This is a genomic window from Pedobacter lithocola, assembly GCF_042650845.1.
Taxonomy (GTDB): domain Bacteria; phylum Bacteroidota; class Bacteroidia; order Sphingobacteriales; family Sphingobacteriaceae; genus Pedobacter; species Pedobacter lithocola.
In genome coordinates this window covers 543,237-559,645 of sequence record NZ_JBHSBW010000013.1, presented here as the reverse complement: position 1 = coordinate 559,645, position 16,409 = coordinate 543,237, and the positions used below count along the sequence as shown (strand labels likewise).

The following is a 16,409-nucleotide window of genomic DNA, read 5'->3' as shown; positions in this document are numbered from 1 at the left end:
ACCAATCGATAGAAAGGTAAGTTGCCCAGCAGAGCAGGATTAGAATTAAAAACAGGATAATTGTCATAACTTATTGATTTATAAAATGCCTATTGCCAACTCTTGTGCCGATGCACACAGTGTAATGTTAAGTTATTTATTATCAGTTACTTATGTTTATTAATGGTGTAATTCGATATTTTGAACATAAAAAAACCCTTCCGTTTTGGAAGGGTTTTTTCTTTTTTGGAAAGGCGTTATAATACTTAAAATGATTCGTTTAAATTCAATTGTTGTAGCAACCTGATGTATAATGTTATGCCTTCTTCTATTTCTTCAACAAGGATAAACTCATCGGCTGTGTGTGAACGAGAAGAATTTCCAGGTCCCATTTTTACAGAAGGCATGTTTAGCCAGCCTTGGTCCGAACTGGTTGGAGATGAATAGGTTTTTCGGCCTATACTTAATCCAGATGCGACAATAGGATGGTGAATATCGATATTTGAAGGTTGCAACACATTGTGCCGAACTTTGAACTGACAATCGGTATGGTTTATAATCGTATTCAGGATTTCTTTTTGCGTGTAGTTGTGGTCAAAACGAATATCTACAGAAAAAGCACAATCTGATGGGATTATATTGTGTTGTATGCCTGCGTTTATTTGGGTAACACTCATTTTTACGGCTTGGGGTAAGTTATCTTCAATCGGGAAACGATAATTTATGAACCAGTTAATGTCTTTTATGGCTTTATAAATGGCATTATCGCCTTCATCCCTAGCTGCATGCCCGGCAACACCTTTTGAATGACAATCTAAAACCATCGAACCTTTTTCTGCTATGGCCATTTCCATACAGGTTGGTTCGCCAACAATTGCAAATGAAATTGGCTTTAAATGATTTAAAATGCTTTTTATGCCTTTATCGCCAGAATTTTCTTCTTCAGCAGTAGCGGCTAAACAAAGGTTAAACGGTAAGTTTTCCTGTTCGTAAAAATATAGGAAGGTTGATATCAAGGAAACCAAAGGTCCGCCAGCATCATTACTTCCTAAACCATAAATCTTGTCGTTTTCCATAATTGGTTCGAAAGGATTTCTGGTGTACTGGCCATTAGGCCTCACCGTATCATGATGTGAATTGAGTAATATTGTTGGCAGCGTTTCATCAAAATTTTTATTGTAGCACCAAATGTTGTTATGCGTTCTAAATGTAAAAACATGATGTTCGTTTAAAAAGGCCTCGATTAAATTTGCTGTTTCCAATTCTTCTCCACTAAATGATGGTGTTGCAATTAGGTTTTTTAGCAGTTTGATGGCTTTAGTGTAAAGCTCATTTAAATCGGGTGTTGTAACCACATTTTGCTCAGTACTAAAATTCATTTTGAAGGGATTTAAATTGAGTTTTTTGATTGAAATGGTTGTTTTTTTCTGTAGAATAGAGTGGGATTTCTATAATATTTTCCGGGTCGAAAAGCATAGCTGTACAAAGGCAGTTTCGCTTCTTTTTCCTTTCTAAAATATCATAGTTCACGCAGCTTTCACATCCTTTCCAAAAACGCTCATCATGGGTAATTTCTGCAAAGGTTACTGGTAAAAATCCTAACTGTGCATTCATGTGCATAATAGCCGCACCAGATGTTATGCTGAAAATTTTTGCATTTGGATATAACCTGTGCGACAATTTGAAGATTTTTTGTTTGATGCTTTTGGCTACTCCAGAATTTCTAAATTTCGGAGAAACTATTAACCCCGAATTTGAAACAAATTTGCCTTCTTCCCAGGTTTCGAAATAGGAAAAGCCAACCCACTCACCATGATTTGTTACAGCAATAACTGCTTTACCACAAACCATTTTTTCGATTATTGATTCAATACTTCTTTTAGCAATACCCGAGCCACGGGCAATAGCACTATTTTCTGTTTCTGATTTGATTTCTTCGGCATAAATCGTATCCCGAAAGTTGGCAACACGTATAAATATTATCTGATTATCCATTTTTTTTAAATTTCATACGCTCGCTATATCAAATGCAGCACCTGAATATTTAAAAGCATAAAAAATGAACTTTAACGAGTAAAATAATAGAAAAATATTTCTGTTGATTTTTGGCAAAAAAATAAACCCTTCCGTTTTGGAAGGGTTTATTTCATTTTAAAAAGGAATATTATTTGAACGATTAATTTAGAATTTTCCTTGTTGATTTAGCAACGCAAAATACTTATCTAAATTTACACCAAGCGATTTTTCCATAGAAGCTTTAAAATCTGCCGGAGATGGATGTTTATTTTTCCATTCGCTAAAGTAAGCTTGGAAAGCTTTATCAAACTTCTCTGAACCAATTTCTGCTTCTAGTATATACAACCATAATGCTGTTTTTGCATACGAAATCAAACCATATTCTTCAGATGTTTTAAAGTCCGCTGCGGGCGTTTCTATAGCTGATTGCATAGGTACGTTTGCCAATGCACCATAAATACTTGATAGAAATTTATCAGTTGGCAAATCTTTTAAACTAGCTAGAATGGCATCGCCAAAAATAGAGTTTGATTTATATTTTTCTGCTTCGTATCTGAATTGATAAAAAGTATTAAAACCTTCATCTTGCCATGTGTGCATGCGCTCGTTACTGCCAAGCATACTCATAAACCAATTGTGCCCAACTTCATGCGTAATTACACCATCTAAGCTTTCTTTTTTAGCATCAGGACTTGTGATTAGTGTTATTGTTGGATACTCCATACCACCGCTGGCGTTATTTTTTGGTCCTTCAATTGCTTGTACCACAGGGTATTAGTATTCACCAATCCATTTGCTGTATTTTTGAGTTGCATCTTTTATATAATCAATACTGTTAACCCAAAGTGTATTTTTTTTATTGTGGTAATAGCTAAAAGCATCGACAACTTTACCCGATGCAAGCTTCACTGTATCGTATTGAATTACCAAATCTTTATCAGCAAACCAGGCAAAATCAGGAACGTTATTGATAGCATAAGCTAAAGTTTTGGTTGCCGATTTTGTTTTTGGATTATATAGTTCGGGTTTATCGGTTCTGAACGATACATTTTTAGTTCCAATACGTTTGTAATCTGCTAGTTCGGTTTCATTTTGCATAACTCCAGTTGCACCCACAACATAGTTTGAAGGCAACGTTATATTAACCGTATAATTAGCGTATTCACTATAAAATTCACCCATATCTAAGTATGGAAATTCATGCCACCCGTCTCTATCAAAAACGGCGGGTTTTGGGTACCATTGGGTTATCATAAATTCTGTATCGGCATAACCCGAGCGAGAAAAATAATTTGGCAATTTTACATTAAAACCAGTGCTTATGTTGATGGAATCGCCAGGCTTTAAAGCTTTTGGGAGTATTAATTTAATGATATCAATGTACTGTGGATTTGGATGAGCTTCGGTTTTTGCAGCTTGTCCGTCTACTTTAAAGTTTAGCCCATCAATGCTTCCGTAAGTAATATTTTGAAGTTTCTCTTTTCGTGAAGTATCACTTCTTATTTGCTGAAAAAGCGCTGTCGATTCATTCTTATAAGCATTTGGCCAAATGTGAAACCAAATAAAATCAAGAGCTGTTGTAGAATTATTTTTGTAATTGATCGTTTCAAATCCTTTTAACGATTTTTCTTTATCATTTAGGGTAACGTCAATACTGTATTTTAAACTTTGCTGAAAATAGGGTTGTTGTGCAAATAAAGTGAGCGTTAGAAATGAGGTAATGATGGTTAGAAAAAATTTACGCATGCTAATATTTTATATGAATTTGATAAACTAGGTTAAAGACAAATAATTTGTTGTAAAGTTTAAAAGTTTAAATTTCCTTAATCTGGTATTCCTCAATCTTACGATAAAGTGTTGTTAATCCAATTCCCAATAATCTCGAAGTTTCGGTCTTGTTTCCTTTTGTATGAACAAGCACTTTTTGGATGTGTTGCTTTTCTATTTGCTGCAAATTGTAATCATTTTCTAAAGGCGAAAATTCATAAAATTCGGGCGGCAAAGCCGATGTGTTTAGCGTTTCTCCATCTGATAAAATAACCAGCCTTTCAATAATATTTTTTAATTCTCTGATGTTTCCTTTCCAGCTATGTTCCGTTAGCAACGCTAAAATTTTATCATCAAACTTTAATCCTTTTCGGTTTACTTTATCTGAAAATTCTTTTAAATAATATTCTGCTAATGGTAAAATATCACCTTTACGCTCTCTAAGTGGAGGTAAAGTAATGCTGAAAACCGAAAGGCGGTAGTATAAATCAGAACGAAATTTTCCGGTAGATGCATCAGATTTTAAATCTTTATTGGTGGCAGCTAAAATTCGCACATTTACTTGCTGCGTTAATGTATCGCCAACTTTTATAAAACTCTGATTTTCTAAAACCCTTAATAATTTAGCCTGCAAATCAAGGTTCATTTCTCCAATTTCATCCAGAAATAAAGTGCCACCGTTTGCCTCTTCCAGCAGTCCTTTTTTATCTTTATTTGCTCCTGTAAAAGCCCCGGCTTTATAACCAAACAATTCGCTTTCTAATAACTCCGGACTAAAACCGCTGCAATTTAAAGCCACAAAGGGTTTCATTGCTCTTGGGCTTTCATAGTGAATGGATTGTGCAAAAACCTCTTTCCCGGTACCGGTTTCACCTAAAAGTAAAACAGTAGTATCGGTTTTACTTACTCTTTTAGCTAGCTCTATAGCCTCTTTTAAAGCTTTTGATGTACCAATAATAGTGGTAAAACTGTGCTTTCGGGTTATCTTGTTTTCCAAATCGAAAACTCTTTGCTCCAGGTTCGATTTCTCCATCGCCTTGTAAAGCAAGGGTATAATTTTATCATTATCATCGCCTTTTACCAGATAATCAAAAGCACCATTTTTTATGGCTAAAACACCATCTGCAATGGTTCCGTAAGCGGTAAGATTTATAATTTCTACAAATGGTTTTATCGCTTTAATATCTTTTACTAAAGCAACGCCATTAACATCAGGTAACTTTACATCGCTAATAACCAAGTTTACATCATTGGTTTTTAAAAGTTTTAAACCTTCTTTGCCAGTGTTGGCTTGCAAAGTTTTAAATCCCTCCAATTCAATAATCCGCGAAAGCAAACTGCAAATTTTCTTTTCATCATCAATGATGAGGACAATCCCATTCATAGGTAAAATTTATGAGGCAATATTAAGAAATTCAAACCGATATTTATTTGATGATTTTATGAGTTGATAAGCTTAAAGCATTTAAATCTGTTTCCACATCAACAAAAGAAAATGTTTGTGCTAATATTTAGCAAATTGATTAAATTTCTGTACCAATTTTGTTTTCTGCGCTTCAAAATAAAAGCATTTTAGCATCTTTGAAATACAACAAAGCAAATTATATGTTTAAAGTTATAACAGCCATTATTTCGTTTGGTTTCTTTGCTATTACAAGCTCAGCTCAGCAGGTTCGCCCGGCAAAATCGTCGGAAATTTATCGAGAGCTAAAAACCCTGAAGCATATTCCTAAAGTTTTATATTTAGCCGCACATCCTGATGATGAAAATACAGGATTATTATCTTGGCTAATAAACGAGCAAAATGTAGAAACCGCTTATTTATCTTTAACCAGAGGTGATGGAGGGCAAAATTTATTAGGTACCGAACAAGGTGCTGCGTTGGGTTTAATCAGAACACATGAACTTTTAGAAGCCCGAAAACTTGATGGTGCTCAACAATTTTTTACCAGGGCTATTGATTTTGGTTTCTCTAAAAACACTAATGATACTTTTAAACAATGGGATGCGGATAGCATTACTGCAGATGTAGTTTGGGTAATACGAAAATTTCGTCCAGATGTAATTATTTGTCGTTTTCCACCAACTGCAGCGGCAGGACATGGGCAACACGCAGCATCAGCTGTGGTTGCAGAAAAGGCATTTAAGGCAGCCGCCGACAAAAATATGTTTCCTAACCAATTAAAATATGTTAGTGTTTGGCAGCCTAAGCGCTTGCTGTGGAACACGTTTCGCTTTGGTAGTGTAAACACCACATCAGAAAATCAATTTAAAGTGGCTGTTGGTCAGTACGATGCACAACTTGGTATGGGTTATGGAGAATTGGCAGGCTTAAGCAGAAGTTTGCACAAAAGCCAAGGTGCAGGAACACAATCTGTTGCAGGCATTAGAAATGAATACTTTACCCATGTTTTAGGCGAACAAGCGAAGACATCTCTTTTTGATGGAATAAAGCAAACCTGGACGGCTAAAGGCGATGCAGATATTGACCAGTCTCTAGATAAAATTATTAGCACGTTTAATTTTAACCAACCTGATTTGAGTTTAAAAGCTTTGCTGACTTTACGTAAAAAGATTATCGCTTTAAAAGATGCAAATCTAAAAAAGGATAAGCTAGCCGCAATCAACAACATCATATTAAATTGTGCTGGTTTTATGGGCGAAATGGTAACCAACCAAGCCGAAGCTGTAGCCGGAGAAAGTTATAATTTCAGGCTTAATTTAATTTCAAGAACCACAAGTCCTATCGTTTTGGAACAAGTAAAGTGGCTAAATCAAACCGAAAATTTAAATGCAAAAATATCGGGCGATTCGCTGATTACGATTAACCATAAAATTCAAATTCCGGCAGATGCTGCATTAACAGAGCCTTATTGGATGGCAAAACCTGCAAAAAACGCAGCAACCTTTTCGGTTGATAATGATACCCTAATTGGTTTGCCTGAAACAGAATCTGCTTTAAATGTTATTCTTTCATTAAAGATTGGTGACGAGAAATTCCAGGTTAAATTGCCCTTATCCTTTAAAAAATTAGATCCTGTTCGTGGCGATGTTGTTGAAGCATTAAGGATTGTTCCGGCATTAGAATTAAAGTTTACCCAACCTGTTTACTTAATTAAAAATAACGAAGATTTGCATGTTAGTTTAAACTTTAAAGCAAATTCTACTAAAAAGTTTGATAATGGAATGGTGAATATTTTTTACAATGGTGCGCTTGTAGGTGGCGGAGAGTTAAAGCAGATAAATGCTAACGATGTTACTGTAGATTATACGATTCCAAAAGCGAAGCTTTCTGAAATAAATTCAAACCGAATACAACTGGATGTAAGCTATGGTGTTGATGGCAAAACTTACAGCAAAAAACAGGTGCTTATTCAATATCCACATCTGCCATCTTTACAATATTTTGCTCCTGCAAGTGCAATAGTAATGAAAAGTGATTTTCTATATAGTGTTAAAAAAGTTGGATATGTGCAAGGTGCAGGAGATTTTATTCCAGAGTTTCTACGTGTAGCCGGAGTTCAGGTTGATGTTTTACAGGATGATGATTTCTATGGGAATTTAGATGAGCCTGCAAGTCAGAATAAACTTTCACAGTACGATGCAATCGTTTTAGGTGTTAGAGCAAATAATACGGAGAAAAAACTAGCAAGATGGATACCTTTTTTATGGGCTTATGTAAAAGATGGAGGTAATTTAATTATGCAATACAATACCAATCAAGATGTTTCGGTTGATAGATTAGGTATGTATCCTTTCAGTATTGCAAACAAACGGGTAACTGAAGAAAACGCTGATGTTAAGATTTTAAATACGAATCATAAATTACTAAACTATCCGAACAAAATTACTGCCGATGATTTTAAAGGTTGGGTACAGGAACGTGGCGCCTACTTCCCTGATAAATGGAACAAAGAATACGAGCCGCTATTTGAAATGAATGATACAGGCGAAGAGCCTTTACAGGGTTCTACGTTATATGCAAAATACGGTAAAGGCAATTTTATTTACACTCCTTTATCGTTTTTTAGGCAGTTGCCAGCCGGAAATGTTGGTGCAGCTAAGCTTTTTTTTAATTTCATATCTGCACAACCAAACTAATGAAAAACCAACTCAAACACTGGAATACCTGGTACATATTATTGGCAATTGCATTGATATTCCAAATTCTATTTTATTATCTTTTTACTAAATTTTGGGCATGAGTAATATCGATTGGATAGTACTCCTTTTTACACTTTTTGCCGTAGTGGCTTATGGCGTATATATTGGTCGCGGGCAAAAAAGCAACGAATCTTATTTAAAGGCCGATAATAAAATGCCTTGGTATATTGTGCTTTTGGGCATCATGGCGACACAGGCAAGCGCCATAACATTTCTTTCTGCACCTGGTCAAGCCTACACCGATGGGATGCGTTTTGTACAATATTATTTCGGTTTGCCTTTGGCAATGATTGTAATTTGCATCACTTTCATTCCAATTTTTCAGCGGTTAAATGTTTACACGGCTTATGAATATCTAGAAAATAGATTTGATAAAAAAACCAGGGTTTTAACTTCCTTACTGTTTCTTTTTTCGCGAGGATTATCGACCGGAATAAGCATTTATGCGCCAAGCATCATTTTATCTAGCGTACTAAACTGGAATATTTATTTAACCAACGTTTTAACTGGAGGAATACTTTTAATTTACACCTTTGTTGGTGGAGCAAAAGCAATTGCACATACCCAAAAACTTCAATTTTTAATTATTTTAGGTACAATGGCTTTCGCGGGTTATTTGCTTGTACAAAATATGCCAAATGGTATCGGTTTCAAAGATGCACTTTATCTTGCAGGCAAATCTGGTAAGTTAAATGTAATTACCACCGATTTTGATTGGAAAGATAAATACAACATTTGGAGTGGTTTAATTGGTGGATTTTTCCTTGCACTTTCATATTTCGGTACCGACCAAAGTCAGGTTGGAAGGTACATTACAGCTAAAGACAATACCAATGCAAAAATGGGACTTTTATTAAATGGTTTGGTTAAAATACCTATGCAATTTGCCATACTTTTAATTGGAGCTTTACTTTTCGCTTTCTTTTCTTTAAAACCAGCACCCATATATTTTAACGAACGTTCTTATCAATATTTAAAAGATACAAAACCGGTACAGGCTGCGGTTTTTGAGAAGGAGCATCAGGCTTTGCAGCAAAAATTCAATGCCGAATCAAAAGAAATCATTAAGCTTAAGGAAAGCAAATCGGTTGCATTAAGCAATAAAATTGAAGACTTTAAAGAAACACAAGCAAAAGTTAAGGATTTACATGGTAGGGTAGAAGAAGCGATAAATAGTTCAAATTATAATGCCGAAAAAACCGATACCAATTATATCTTCCTTTATTTTGTAAAAAACACGCTTCCCGTCGGGATGATAGGATTACTTTTTGCTATAATATTTTTAGCCAGTTGGGGGTCAATTTCCGCAGCATTAAATTCATTAGCTGCATGTTCATTAAAAGATATTCATTTGATATTTAAAAAGGAACTTCCTGATGATGAAACAGAATTAAAATATAGCAGATTACATACTTTGGCTTGGGGTATTTTTAGCATTGCTGTAGCCATGTTTGCAACGCAAATGGGCTCACTTATAGAAGCTGTAAATGTTTTAGGTTCGCTATTTTATGGACCAATTTTAGGCATTTTCTTAGTCGCTTTTTATTATAAGAAAATAACTGGACCAAATGTATTTATTGCTGCAATCTTATCAGAAATTGCAGTTATTGCCGTTTATAAATTCGATATTGTATCCTTTCTGTGGCTAAACGTAATTGGGGCAGCAGCGGTAATACTTTTTTCAGCTATTGGCTTATTGTTTTATCGACCCAAAGCATTAAATTCGTAAAATAAAAAACAACAAATCAGATAATTAATTAATACTATGAAAACGATGATTAAATCGGTTACAATGCTTTTAACGGCAATAACCATTTCAGTAAGTGCATTAGCTCAAGAGGCAAAAAAACCTGCTAGTCCGGCGGCAACTGCTACAGGAAAAGTGAAAGATGCTACCATTACAATTGCTTACAGTAGCCCGTCGGTAAAAGGCCGTAAAATTTGGGGTGGTTTAGAAGCCTATGATAAAGTTTGGCGTGCAGGTGCAAATGATGCTACAACGTTCGAAACCGATAAAAATATAATGGTTCAAGGTAAAGCATTAGCAGCTGGAAAGTATAGCTTTTTCTTAATTCCAAAAGAAAGCGGTACATGGACAGCTATTTTCAATAAAGAACCTAAACAATGGGGTGCATATAAATATGAAGAAGCTAAAGATGCTTTAAGAGTTGATGTTAAAGTAAAACCTTTAAAAGCAACACAAGAAACTTTGGTTTATAAAGTTACAAAAAGTGGTTTTACAATGGATTGGGACAAAGTTTCAGTTCCTGTAACGATAAAATAATTTTAGATTTTGTCTTGGAGAGCTTCGATGTATATCGAAGCTTTTTTTTATGCACTACATTCCGCTTCTGTGGCAAAACAGAAGAAATTTCTGTAAACATTCTTTGCCACAGAAACACAGATTTTAATAGAATTTATTATAAAAACACTTGCTGTATTTCTATTGATATCACTAGTTAAGCTTTTCAGGTTTAAGTAGTAAATTTGATTATATTTTTATAAATAGCCCTTATATAGAATTTATATATCTGTGGTAAAGGAATACAACAAATATTTTCAATTTGACTATTTTCTAACAAACTAATTTCCATTGAGCCTGTTTATATTAAAAAAATAATAAGAACATGGCCCCATTAGATTTAAACTTGCAACAAGACGCTACACTCACCAACAAAAACACACAAAACGCTGAAAACGATGCATTGTACGATTTACATCCTGAGGCTTATAAAGTAAAAGGTCCGGCTCCAGAGAAAATGAAGTCAGTTTCATCTTCATTACGTTCTTATGGTCACGGTTTATACGGATTATTATAGCCCGAAAAGCATCATTTGATTTCTCTTAAATTTTGGGAAAACCAAAATAATTAAGAATACTTAGAATCAGTTCAATGAAAGTAAAAAAGCTTTCTAGAGCTGATTTTTTTGTTTCCTAGTGACGTCTTTATTACATTAATTCCAAATTCAGTACCCTCATTCATGCCTTCTTCAACTTGAACTAAATTGTGGCTAATTATAACCTGAAGATATTTATGGATTATTTTGTAAAATGAAATCCTTTCATTTTAAGTGATGATGTTCAATTATTTTCTGCTCCAAAAACCAAATATTTCTAAAATACGTTTATTGTATAAGCAGTCCTCAGCTTAAAACTGAATAGAACCAAACGAATTGTATTTTAATTAATCCAAGCAATTTAACTTTATAATTTAATTCTTAAACGTTAATATCATTTTTATTTCAATGTTGTAAATTGATTTAACAAAGTAATGGATTAGTTTTTGCAATAAGATTTGTACAAAATGTGTGATTGTTATTACATGATTATAAAAAAATGCGTTAATATTTTGTATTTTTAATAAGTAGAGAATAATAATATAATTAAAACATCTATTACATTTTGCAGATACAATAATAATATTTTTATCGGTTTTGATGATTTCATCAATTGTACGATACAGGTAATTGAGATTATCCCAATTTAGTTATTACGATGGTAGTTAGAAAAAATAGTACCCATATTCGCTTAGAATTTATAAGGTTTATTTTAATCTCTTTGCTTACTAGCATGTTTATGTTTGGAACATCTGCTTGCAAATACTTCAATACAGAAAACCCTAATCATGATGAACTTATAGTTAGTATTATAAGGAAGGCAGACACAATAAACGATAATCAACAAGCATTTTCTTATTTAGATTCTTCCTTTAGGGTTTTAGAAAAACCAGGCATTAAAGACCAGTTTAAAGTGTTGTATTTTAAACAACGTAAATACCTAAAAACATCAATTGAAAAAAATAGCCATTCTAGCTTATTGAAAGCCTCAAAATACGCAGATAGCATGATTTTGATAAAGCGAACATCAGACCTGATGCTGCCAAAGAATTAGATAAGCTTGTAAAAATATTTAAAGACAACCCAACCATTTGGATAGAACTTGGTTCGCATACAGATAGCCGTTGCAATGATGAATACAACCAACAATTATCACAAAGAAGAGCAAGCTCTGCTGTTCAGTATATTATAGATTGCGGTATTGATAAAAACCGAATTTCTGCAATGGGCTATGGCGAAAGTCAATTGCTTAACGAATGCTCTAATGGGGTAAAATGTAGTCCTGCTGATCATCAGTTAAACAGAAGGACAGAATTTAAAATAGTTAAACAGTAAGGGGTTAAACTATCATAAACAAACTATTACACAAATAACCTGAAGGTTGCGGCTAAATGCTGCGACCTTTTTTTTGTTAAAATTTTTTACCACCTCAGCCATCTAAGCTTATTTAAATTTGACTAGTTTAAAGTCTTTGCTTTTTAACTAAGGTATCTTAGGTGTTTTAATTTTCTTACTACTTTACACATCTAGCGTATTTAAGTTTTACTAGTTTATTTTCTTAATTTTTAAACTAATTTTCATTAGTTGGTGAATCCAATTATTTTACCAACTTTGATATATAGGCATATTTATACTACCATTGAAACAATGAAAATAAGTGCAGGCTTAATGCTGTTTCGAAATTCGGGTAATGGATTAGAATTTTTTTTAGTTCATCCCGGCGGACCATTTTTTGCTAAAAAGGATGAAGGTTGGTGGACAATTCCCAAAGGCGAACTTTTAGAAAATGAAGAACCCTTAGCTGCTGCCATTAGAGAATTTGCAGAAGAAACTGGTTTTAGACCTTCAGGAGAATATATAGTATTAAATCCCGTTACACAAAAGGGCGGCAAAAAAGTATTGTGTTGGGCTATTGATTTTGATGTCGATGCATCCAAATTTGTGAGCAACACCTTCGAAATTGAATGGCCACCTCGTTCGGGTAAAATGAAAGTTTATCCAGAAGTTGACAAAGCAAATTGGTTCTCTTATGAAGAAGCTTCCAGATTAATTAATGAGCGGCAGATTGCCTTTCTAAATCAAATTAAAACTATCGTTACTAAAAGCTAATCAAATTATTACCCAACAAATTAAAAATTTGAGCTTAATAATTGATATTTGTTTATGGAAGAAACTCACATCGGATGGATTGGCTTAGGCAATATGGGCATCCCAATGGCCGAGCAATTGATTAAAGCAGGTTATCAATTATCGGTTTACAATAGAAGTCAAGATAAAACGGAAACGCTAACAAAATTAGGTGCCTCAATATGTTCGTCGCCAAAAAAAATCTTTGATAATACAGACGTTGTAATTATTATGGTTTCTGATGATGAAGCAATTAGGCATATCTTTACCAACGAACAGGGCTTATTAAATAGCAAATCCAGCGGAAAAGTTATCATTAATATGAGTACTGTTTCGCCAGCAGTTAGCATAGAGATGGCTCAAATGTGCAGAGAAAAAGGAAATTTTTATTTAGATGCACCAGTATCTGGAAGTGTAAAACAGGCCGAAACAGGCACATTGGTTATCATGGTTGGTGGAGAGGAAAAACCCTATCAATCAGTTAAACCTATCTTAGAAAAACTAGGCAAACTTGTTATGCATATTGGCGATGTGGGAACAGGCAATAATGCAAAACTCGCAATAAACTCATTATTGGCATTGTATGCGCAAGGTTTAGCAGAAACGATTCTTTTTGCAAATGATAAAGGAGTTAAACCTGAAGATTTATTAAACTTAATTAATAATGCTGCAATTGGAAATATCTTTACCAAAATTAAAGGTGATGCTATTTTAAACGATAATTTTAAAGCTGCCTTTGCTTTAAAACACATTGTTAAAGATTTGAAGTTAGCCCAAGCAGAAGGACTGAATTCTCCCTTAGCTCAAACAGCTCTAAAAACATTTACGAATGCAGAGGAGCAATTTGGTGAAGAAGATATTATCTCAGTCGTAAAAGCTATAAAGCGATAACATTATTAAACATATAATTCAGTTACTTGTTGTATCTCAACTAATTGATAAAAATATGAACATTACTTTAGCACAAGCAGAATCTGTTATTACAGCTGCGAAACAAAAGGCCACAGAAATTAATACAAAAATGAATATTGCCGTTGTAGATGCAGGAAGCAACCTTGTTGCCTTCGTACATATGGATGGTGGTTGGATTGGCTCGGTAGATATTTCCATCAAGAAAGCAAAAACTGCTGCTTGGTTTCAAATGGATACTAAAGCATTGACGCCATTGGTTGGGCCAGGGCAGCCATTGTTTAATATTGAACACTCTAATGGGGGATTAATAACTTTTCCAGGTGGTGTAATATTAAAAGATGAATCAGGAGAAATTATTGGTGCGATAGGCGTTTCTGGAAGTACAGTTGATGACGACCATGAAGTAGCTGAAGCAGGAGCATCAGCAGTTAAATAAATTTAATCTGGTTGTATCATAAAAAGGTGGTTCTTTAAATTTGAAATGAATTTGATAAGAATTAACAATTTATGGTACAGCCTTTTTTTTAATAATTTTTTCTTATCTAAAATTTTTGTAAATTTAATACACATTCCGCTTCTAACTCACTTAAAATAAATGGGATGCCTACACTTATAAAGACTTTAAATAACCATATTCTAATCGAATTTGATAAAGGAAGTTTCGATGATTGGTGTATCTATTTAACAAAGAATGGTAACAAACGTTATCCTCCTTCAGATGCTGAATACTTTGGTCGGCTTCAAGAACTCTCCAAACAATATTCGGCTCAAAAAATTTACAACGATTTTTTAAAATTTTATCTTTTTGCGGATAAAACCATCGTGCCTAATGTTTTAAAACTTATTGATTTGTTAGCAAGTGATTACGCAGAAAATACTGAAGAAATTAACATTTGGTTTACGGTTATTTATGCCGGTATGGTTGCAGAGGAAAATAAAGAACATGCAATTTTAAAGAAACGAATTAAAAGATTGGGGATGCACCAAGTTCTTGTAGAGAATTTACAACCAGATTATGCGGCAAGCTTTTCGAAAGGAAAAAAATGGCGAGATTTAGATGTCATGATGAAAGAATTAGGATTTTAAAGCATTTTAATAGGGTAATTCATAATTAAAATTTCATTTATTTCACCTCTCTTTTGTGCGTTAGAATTTATCATTCGCCTTGCTTTTACCCTTAAAATTGTGTTGGCTGGTTTGTTGTAGAGTTCATCAAAAAACAAATCATCAGGGTTTAAGTTTTTTGGGTCAGAATTGCTCAAAAGCCAAAAGTGTTCTTTTGTGGTTAGTTGCTCTGTAAACGCTGCTAGTTTATTTTGTTGTTCATCATCAAAATTATCTTTTGCATACGCATTGAATGATGATGTCTTGCTAATTGGTTTGTAAGGTGGGTCAAAATAGAAAAAACTATTTTTATTGGCATGTTTTGCCGTTTCAGTATAATCGCCATTTAAAATGGTTACGTTTTTTAATAATTTGCTAGTTGCAAGTAGGTTTTGAGCGTCGCAGATTTTGGGTTTGATATATTTTCCAAAGGGAACATTAAATAAGTTTTTACTGTTTACGCGGTATAATCCATTAAAACATGTCCGATTTAAGAAGATAAAAAAGGCAGCATTATCGATTTCTTTATCACTTTTAACGTTGAATTCACTTCGTTTTTCCAAGAAAAAATTCTTTCTATCTTCTTCAAAAGCTAGTGCGTAATATTCCCTTTCTAATTGGGTAAGCTTTTCGATTAATTTTTCGGGTTTGTTTTTTATGACCTTGTAAACGTTTATTAAATCGGTATTTATATCGTTGATTATTGCTTTTTTGATGTTATATTTTTGAACAAACCAAAAGAAAACTGCACCACTTCCAATAAACGGTTCAATGTAAGTTAAATCTTTAATTGCGGATATATGCTGAGGTAAATGTTGCTCAATTGCAGAGATTAGCTGTGTTTTACCACCTGCCCATTTTAGAAATGGCTTAGCTAAATTGTTTGGTTTGGTGGTATTATTCAAATGAAAAACTTAATTATTTACTTTGCAAGTTATACAATTAACAACATTCTAAACGGCAAAAATTTTACTATTTATTAATATTACGCAATTAAAACCTTGCTACCGTTTATTTTGAGTATTTTTGAACAAATCAAGAATTGGTCGCGTGCTCCCGGCTAAAAAATTAAATCTGTTAAAGCGGTTACCATCTGCTTTCTTTTTAGGTTTTCTTTAAACATCAGGAATAAAATAATATGCTAACTAAACTAGGTGGTTGGTACAAAAATAAATAAATGGAAAATCAAGAAATAGAATTTCAAGCAAAAATGTATGCTTATGCAATAAATAGTGCTACAAAAGAATATGGTTTTAAAAAAGATGAAGGTTGGAAATTAAGCTTGGCAAATGCTGCTGAAAAACTAGAAATAGAACAAAAATATTATCCAACAGTTTCTACGCAAATTGATAGTAAATCGTTATTACAGTTATCAGAATTTGTAAAAACGGTATTAAATGAAACACCTATTTTTGCTAAAGATCCAATAAACACTTTCGGTGCGCAGCACTCAGATTCTGAATTTATTATTGCTTACAATCCTATCCGAGTGCATCGTTAATT

At 33.6% G+C, this 16,409-nt stretch carries 17 protein-coding genes; 11 read left to right on the top strand and 6 right to left on the bottom strand.

From position 1 onward, the window contains the following. Nucleotides 1-245: 245 nt before the first annotated feature. The 5 genes from ACFOWA_RS16505 to ACFOWA_RS16485 form a co-directional block, all read right to left on the bottom strand. Nucleotides 246-1,358, bottom strand: a complete 1,113-nt coding sequence (locus ACFOWA_RS16505; protein ID WP_378987101.1) for a M20/M25/M40 family metallo-hydrolase — start codon at nucleotides 1,356-1,358, stop codon at nucleotides 246-248. Continuing rightward, nucleotides 1,348-1,974, bottom strand: a complete 627-nt coding sequence (locus ACFOWA_RS16500) for an N-acetyltransferase (RefSeq protein WP_378987098.1) — start codon at nucleotides 1,972-1,974, stop codon at nucleotides 1,348-1,350. Before ACFOWA_RS16500 ends, ACFOWA_RS16505 begins: the two co-directional genes overlap by 11 nt. Before the next feature lie 186 nt (nucleotides 1,975-2,160). After that, nucleotides 2,161-2,763: a M1 family aminopeptidase gene (locus ACFOWA_RS16495; protein WP_378987096.1), complete on the bottom strand. Its 603-nt coding sequence runs from the start codon at nucleotides 2,761-2,763 to the stop codon at nucleotides 2,161-2,163. 6 nt (nucleotides 2,764-2,769) lie between these two features. Next, nucleotides 2,770-3,741: a hypothetical protein gene (locus ACFOWA_RS16490; protein WP_378987093.1), complete on the bottom strand. Its 972-nt coding sequence runs from the start codon at nucleotides 3,739-3,741 to the stop codon at nucleotides 2,770-2,772. Nucleotides 3,742-3,808: 67 nt separating this feature from the next. After that, nucleotides 3,809-5,146 (bottom strand): sigma-54-dependent transcriptional regulator, encoded by a 1,338-nt coding sequence (locus ACFOWA_RS16485; protein WP_378987090.1) that lies wholly within the window; start codon nucleotides 5,144-5,146, stop codon nucleotides 3,809-3,811. Between the two features lie 221 nt (nucleotides 5,147-5,367). Here ACFOWA_RS16485 and ACFOWA_RS16480 point away from each other — a divergent pair, with 221 nt between their 5' ends. The 10 genes from ACFOWA_RS16480 (at nucleotide 5,368) to ACFOWA_RS16435 (ending at nucleotide 14,888) form a co-directional block, all read left to right on the top strand. Beyond that, a complete protein-coding gene (locus ACFOWA_RS16480; protein ID WP_378987087.1) occupies nucleotides 5,368-7,863 on the top strand; it encodes a PIG-L family deacetylase in 2,496 nt (831 codons plus the stop codon). A gap of 100 nt (nucleotides 7,864-7,963) precedes the next feature. Further along, nucleotides 7,964-9,655, top strand: a complete 1,692-nt coding sequence (locus ACFOWA_RS16475) for a sodium:solute symporter (RefSeq protein ID WP_378987084.1) — start codon at nucleotides 7,964-7,966, stop codon at nucleotides 9,653-9,655. 36 nt (nucleotides 9,656-9,691) lie between these two features. After that, nucleotides 9,692-10,210, top strand: coding sequence for a DUF2911 domain-containing protein (locus tag ACFOWA_RS16470; RefSeq protein ID WP_378987081.1), 519 nt, complete (start codon nucleotides 9,692-9,694; stop codon nucleotides 10,208-10,210). Between the two features lie 343 nt (nucleotides 10,211-10,553). Then, on the top strand, nucleotides 10,554-10,745 hold the full coding sequence (locus tag ACFOWA_RS16465; protein WP_378987078.1) for a hypothetical protein: 192 nt from the start codon (nucleotides 10,554-10,556) through the stop codon (nucleotides 10,743-10,745). A gap of 757 nt (nucleotides 10,746-11,502) precedes the next feature. Next, nucleotides 11,503-11,817, top strand: coding sequence for a hypothetical protein (locus tag ACFOWA_RS16460; protein WP_378987075.1), 315 nt, complete (start codon nucleotides 11,503-11,505; stop codon nucleotides 11,815-11,817). Then, a complete protein-coding gene (locus ACFOWA_RS16455) occupies nucleotides 11,790-12,098 on the top strand; it encodes an OmpA family protein (RefSeq protein WP_378987747.1) in 309 nt (102 codons plus the stop codon). The genes ACFOWA_RS16460 and ACFOWA_RS16455 overlap by 28 nt, the downstream gene beginning before the upstream one ends. Nucleotides 12,099-12,410: 312 nt before the next feature. Further along, nucleotides 12,411-12,872 (top strand): NUDIX domain-containing protein, encoded by a 462-nt coding sequence (locus ACFOWA_RS16450; protein ID WP_378987072.1) that lies wholly within the window; start codon nucleotides 12,411-12,413, stop codon nucleotides 12,870-12,872. 54 nt (nucleotides 12,873-12,926) lie between these two features. Next, complete coding sequence (locus tag ACFOWA_RS16445; RefSeq protein WP_378987069.1) at nucleotides 12,927-13,781, top strand: NAD(P)-dependent oxidoreductase; 855 nt, start codon at nucleotides 12,927-12,929, stop codon at nucleotides 13,779-13,781. Nucleotides 13,782-13,836: 55 nt separating this feature from the next. Further along, entirely contained in the window at nucleotides 13,837-14,238 is a 402-nt protein-coding gene (locus ACFOWA_RS16440; RefSeq protein ID WP_378987066.1) for a GlcG/HbpS family heme-binding protein, read from the top strand. A gap of 164 nt (nucleotides 14,239-14,402) precedes the next feature. After that, complete coding sequence (locus tag ACFOWA_RS16435; RefSeq protein WP_378987063.1) at nucleotides 14,403-14,888, top strand: DUF7004 family protein; 486 nt, start codon at nucleotides 14,403-14,405, stop codon at nucleotides 14,886-14,888. Here the strand turns inward: ACFOWA_RS16435 and ACFOWA_RS16430 are convergent. Next, on the bottom strand, nucleotides 14,885-15,811 hold the full coding sequence (locus ACFOWA_RS16430; protein ID WP_378987060.1) for a DNA adenine methylase: 927 nt from the start codon (nucleotides 15,809-15,811) through the stop codon (nucleotides 14,885-14,887). The two genes, ACFOWA_RS16435 and ACFOWA_RS16430, sit on opposite strands and share 4 nt — an antisense overlap. A gap of 272 nt (nucleotides 15,812-16,083) precedes the next feature. On the opposite strand from ACFOWA_RS16430, the gene ACFOWA_RS16425 reads away from it, so the two are divergent. Then, the gene (locus ACFOWA_RS16425) at nucleotides 16,084-16,407 is read left to right on the top strand and encodes a hypothetical protein (protein WP_378987057.1); all 324 of its coding nucleotides are present in this window, start codon (nucleotides 16,084-16,086) and stop codon (nucleotides 16,405-16,407) included. The last annotated feature ends 2 nt before the right edge of the window (nucleotides 16,408-16,409 follow it).

Excerpts from the sequence above, each read along its gene's own strand:
- ACFOWA_RS16505 (WP_378987101.1), bottom strand. The coding sequence starts at position 1,358 with ATGAATTTTAGTACTGAGCAAAATGTGGTTACAACACCCGATTTAAAT.
- ACFOWA_RS16500 (WP_378987098.1), bottom strand. The coding sequence starts at position 1,974 with ATGGATAATCAGATAATATTTATACGTGTTGCCAACTTTCGGGATACG.
- ACFOWA_RS16490 (WP_378987093.1), bottom strand. The coding sequence starts at position 3,741 with ATGCGTAAATTTTTTCTAACCATCATTACCTCATTTCTAACGCTCACT.
- ACFOWA_RS16485 (WP_378987090.1), bottom strand. The coding sequence starts at position 5,146 with ATGAATGGGATTGTCCTCATCATTGATGATGAAAAGAAAATTTGCAGT.
- ACFOWA_RS16480 (WP_378987087.1), top strand. The coding sequence starts at position 5,368 with ATGTTTAAAGTTATAACAGCCATTATTTCGTTTGGTTTCTTTGCTATT.
- ACFOWA_RS16475 (WP_378987084.1), top strand. The coding sequence starts at position 7,964 with ATGAGTAATATCGATTGGATAGTACTCCTTTTTACACTTTTTGCCGTA.
- ACFOWA_RS16470 (WP_378987081.1), top strand. The coding sequence starts at position 9,692 with ATGAAAACGATGATTAAATCGGTTACAATGCTTTTAACGGCAATAACC.
- ACFOWA_RS16465 (WP_378987078.1), top strand. The coding sequence starts at position 10,554 with ATGGCCCCATTAGATTTAAACTTGCAACAAGACGCTACACTCACCAAC.
- ACFOWA_RS16460 (WP_378987075.1), top strand. The coding sequence starts at position 11,503 with ATGTTTGGAACATCTGCTTGCAAATACTTCAATACAGAAAACCCTAAT.
- ACFOWA_RS16450 (WP_378987072.1), top strand. The coding sequence starts at position 12,411 with ATGAAAATAAGTGCAGGCTTAATGCTGTTTCGAAATTCGGGTAATGGA.
- ACFOWA_RS16445 (WP_378987069.1), top strand. The coding sequence starts at position 12,927 with ATGGAAGAAACTCACATCGGATGGATTGGCTTAGGCAATATGGGCATC.
- ACFOWA_RS16440 (WP_378987066.1), top strand. The coding sequence starts at position 13,837 with ATGAACATTACTTTAGCACAAGCAGAATCTGTTATTACAGCTGCGAAA.
- ACFOWA_RS16435 (WP_378987063.1), top strand. The coding sequence starts at position 14,403 with ATGCCTACACTTATAAAGACTTTAAATAACCATATTCTAATCGAATTT.
- ACFOWA_RS16425 (WP_378987057.1), top strand. The coding sequence starts at position 16,084 with ATGGAAAATCAAGAAATAGAATTTCAAGCAAAAATGTATGCTTATGCA.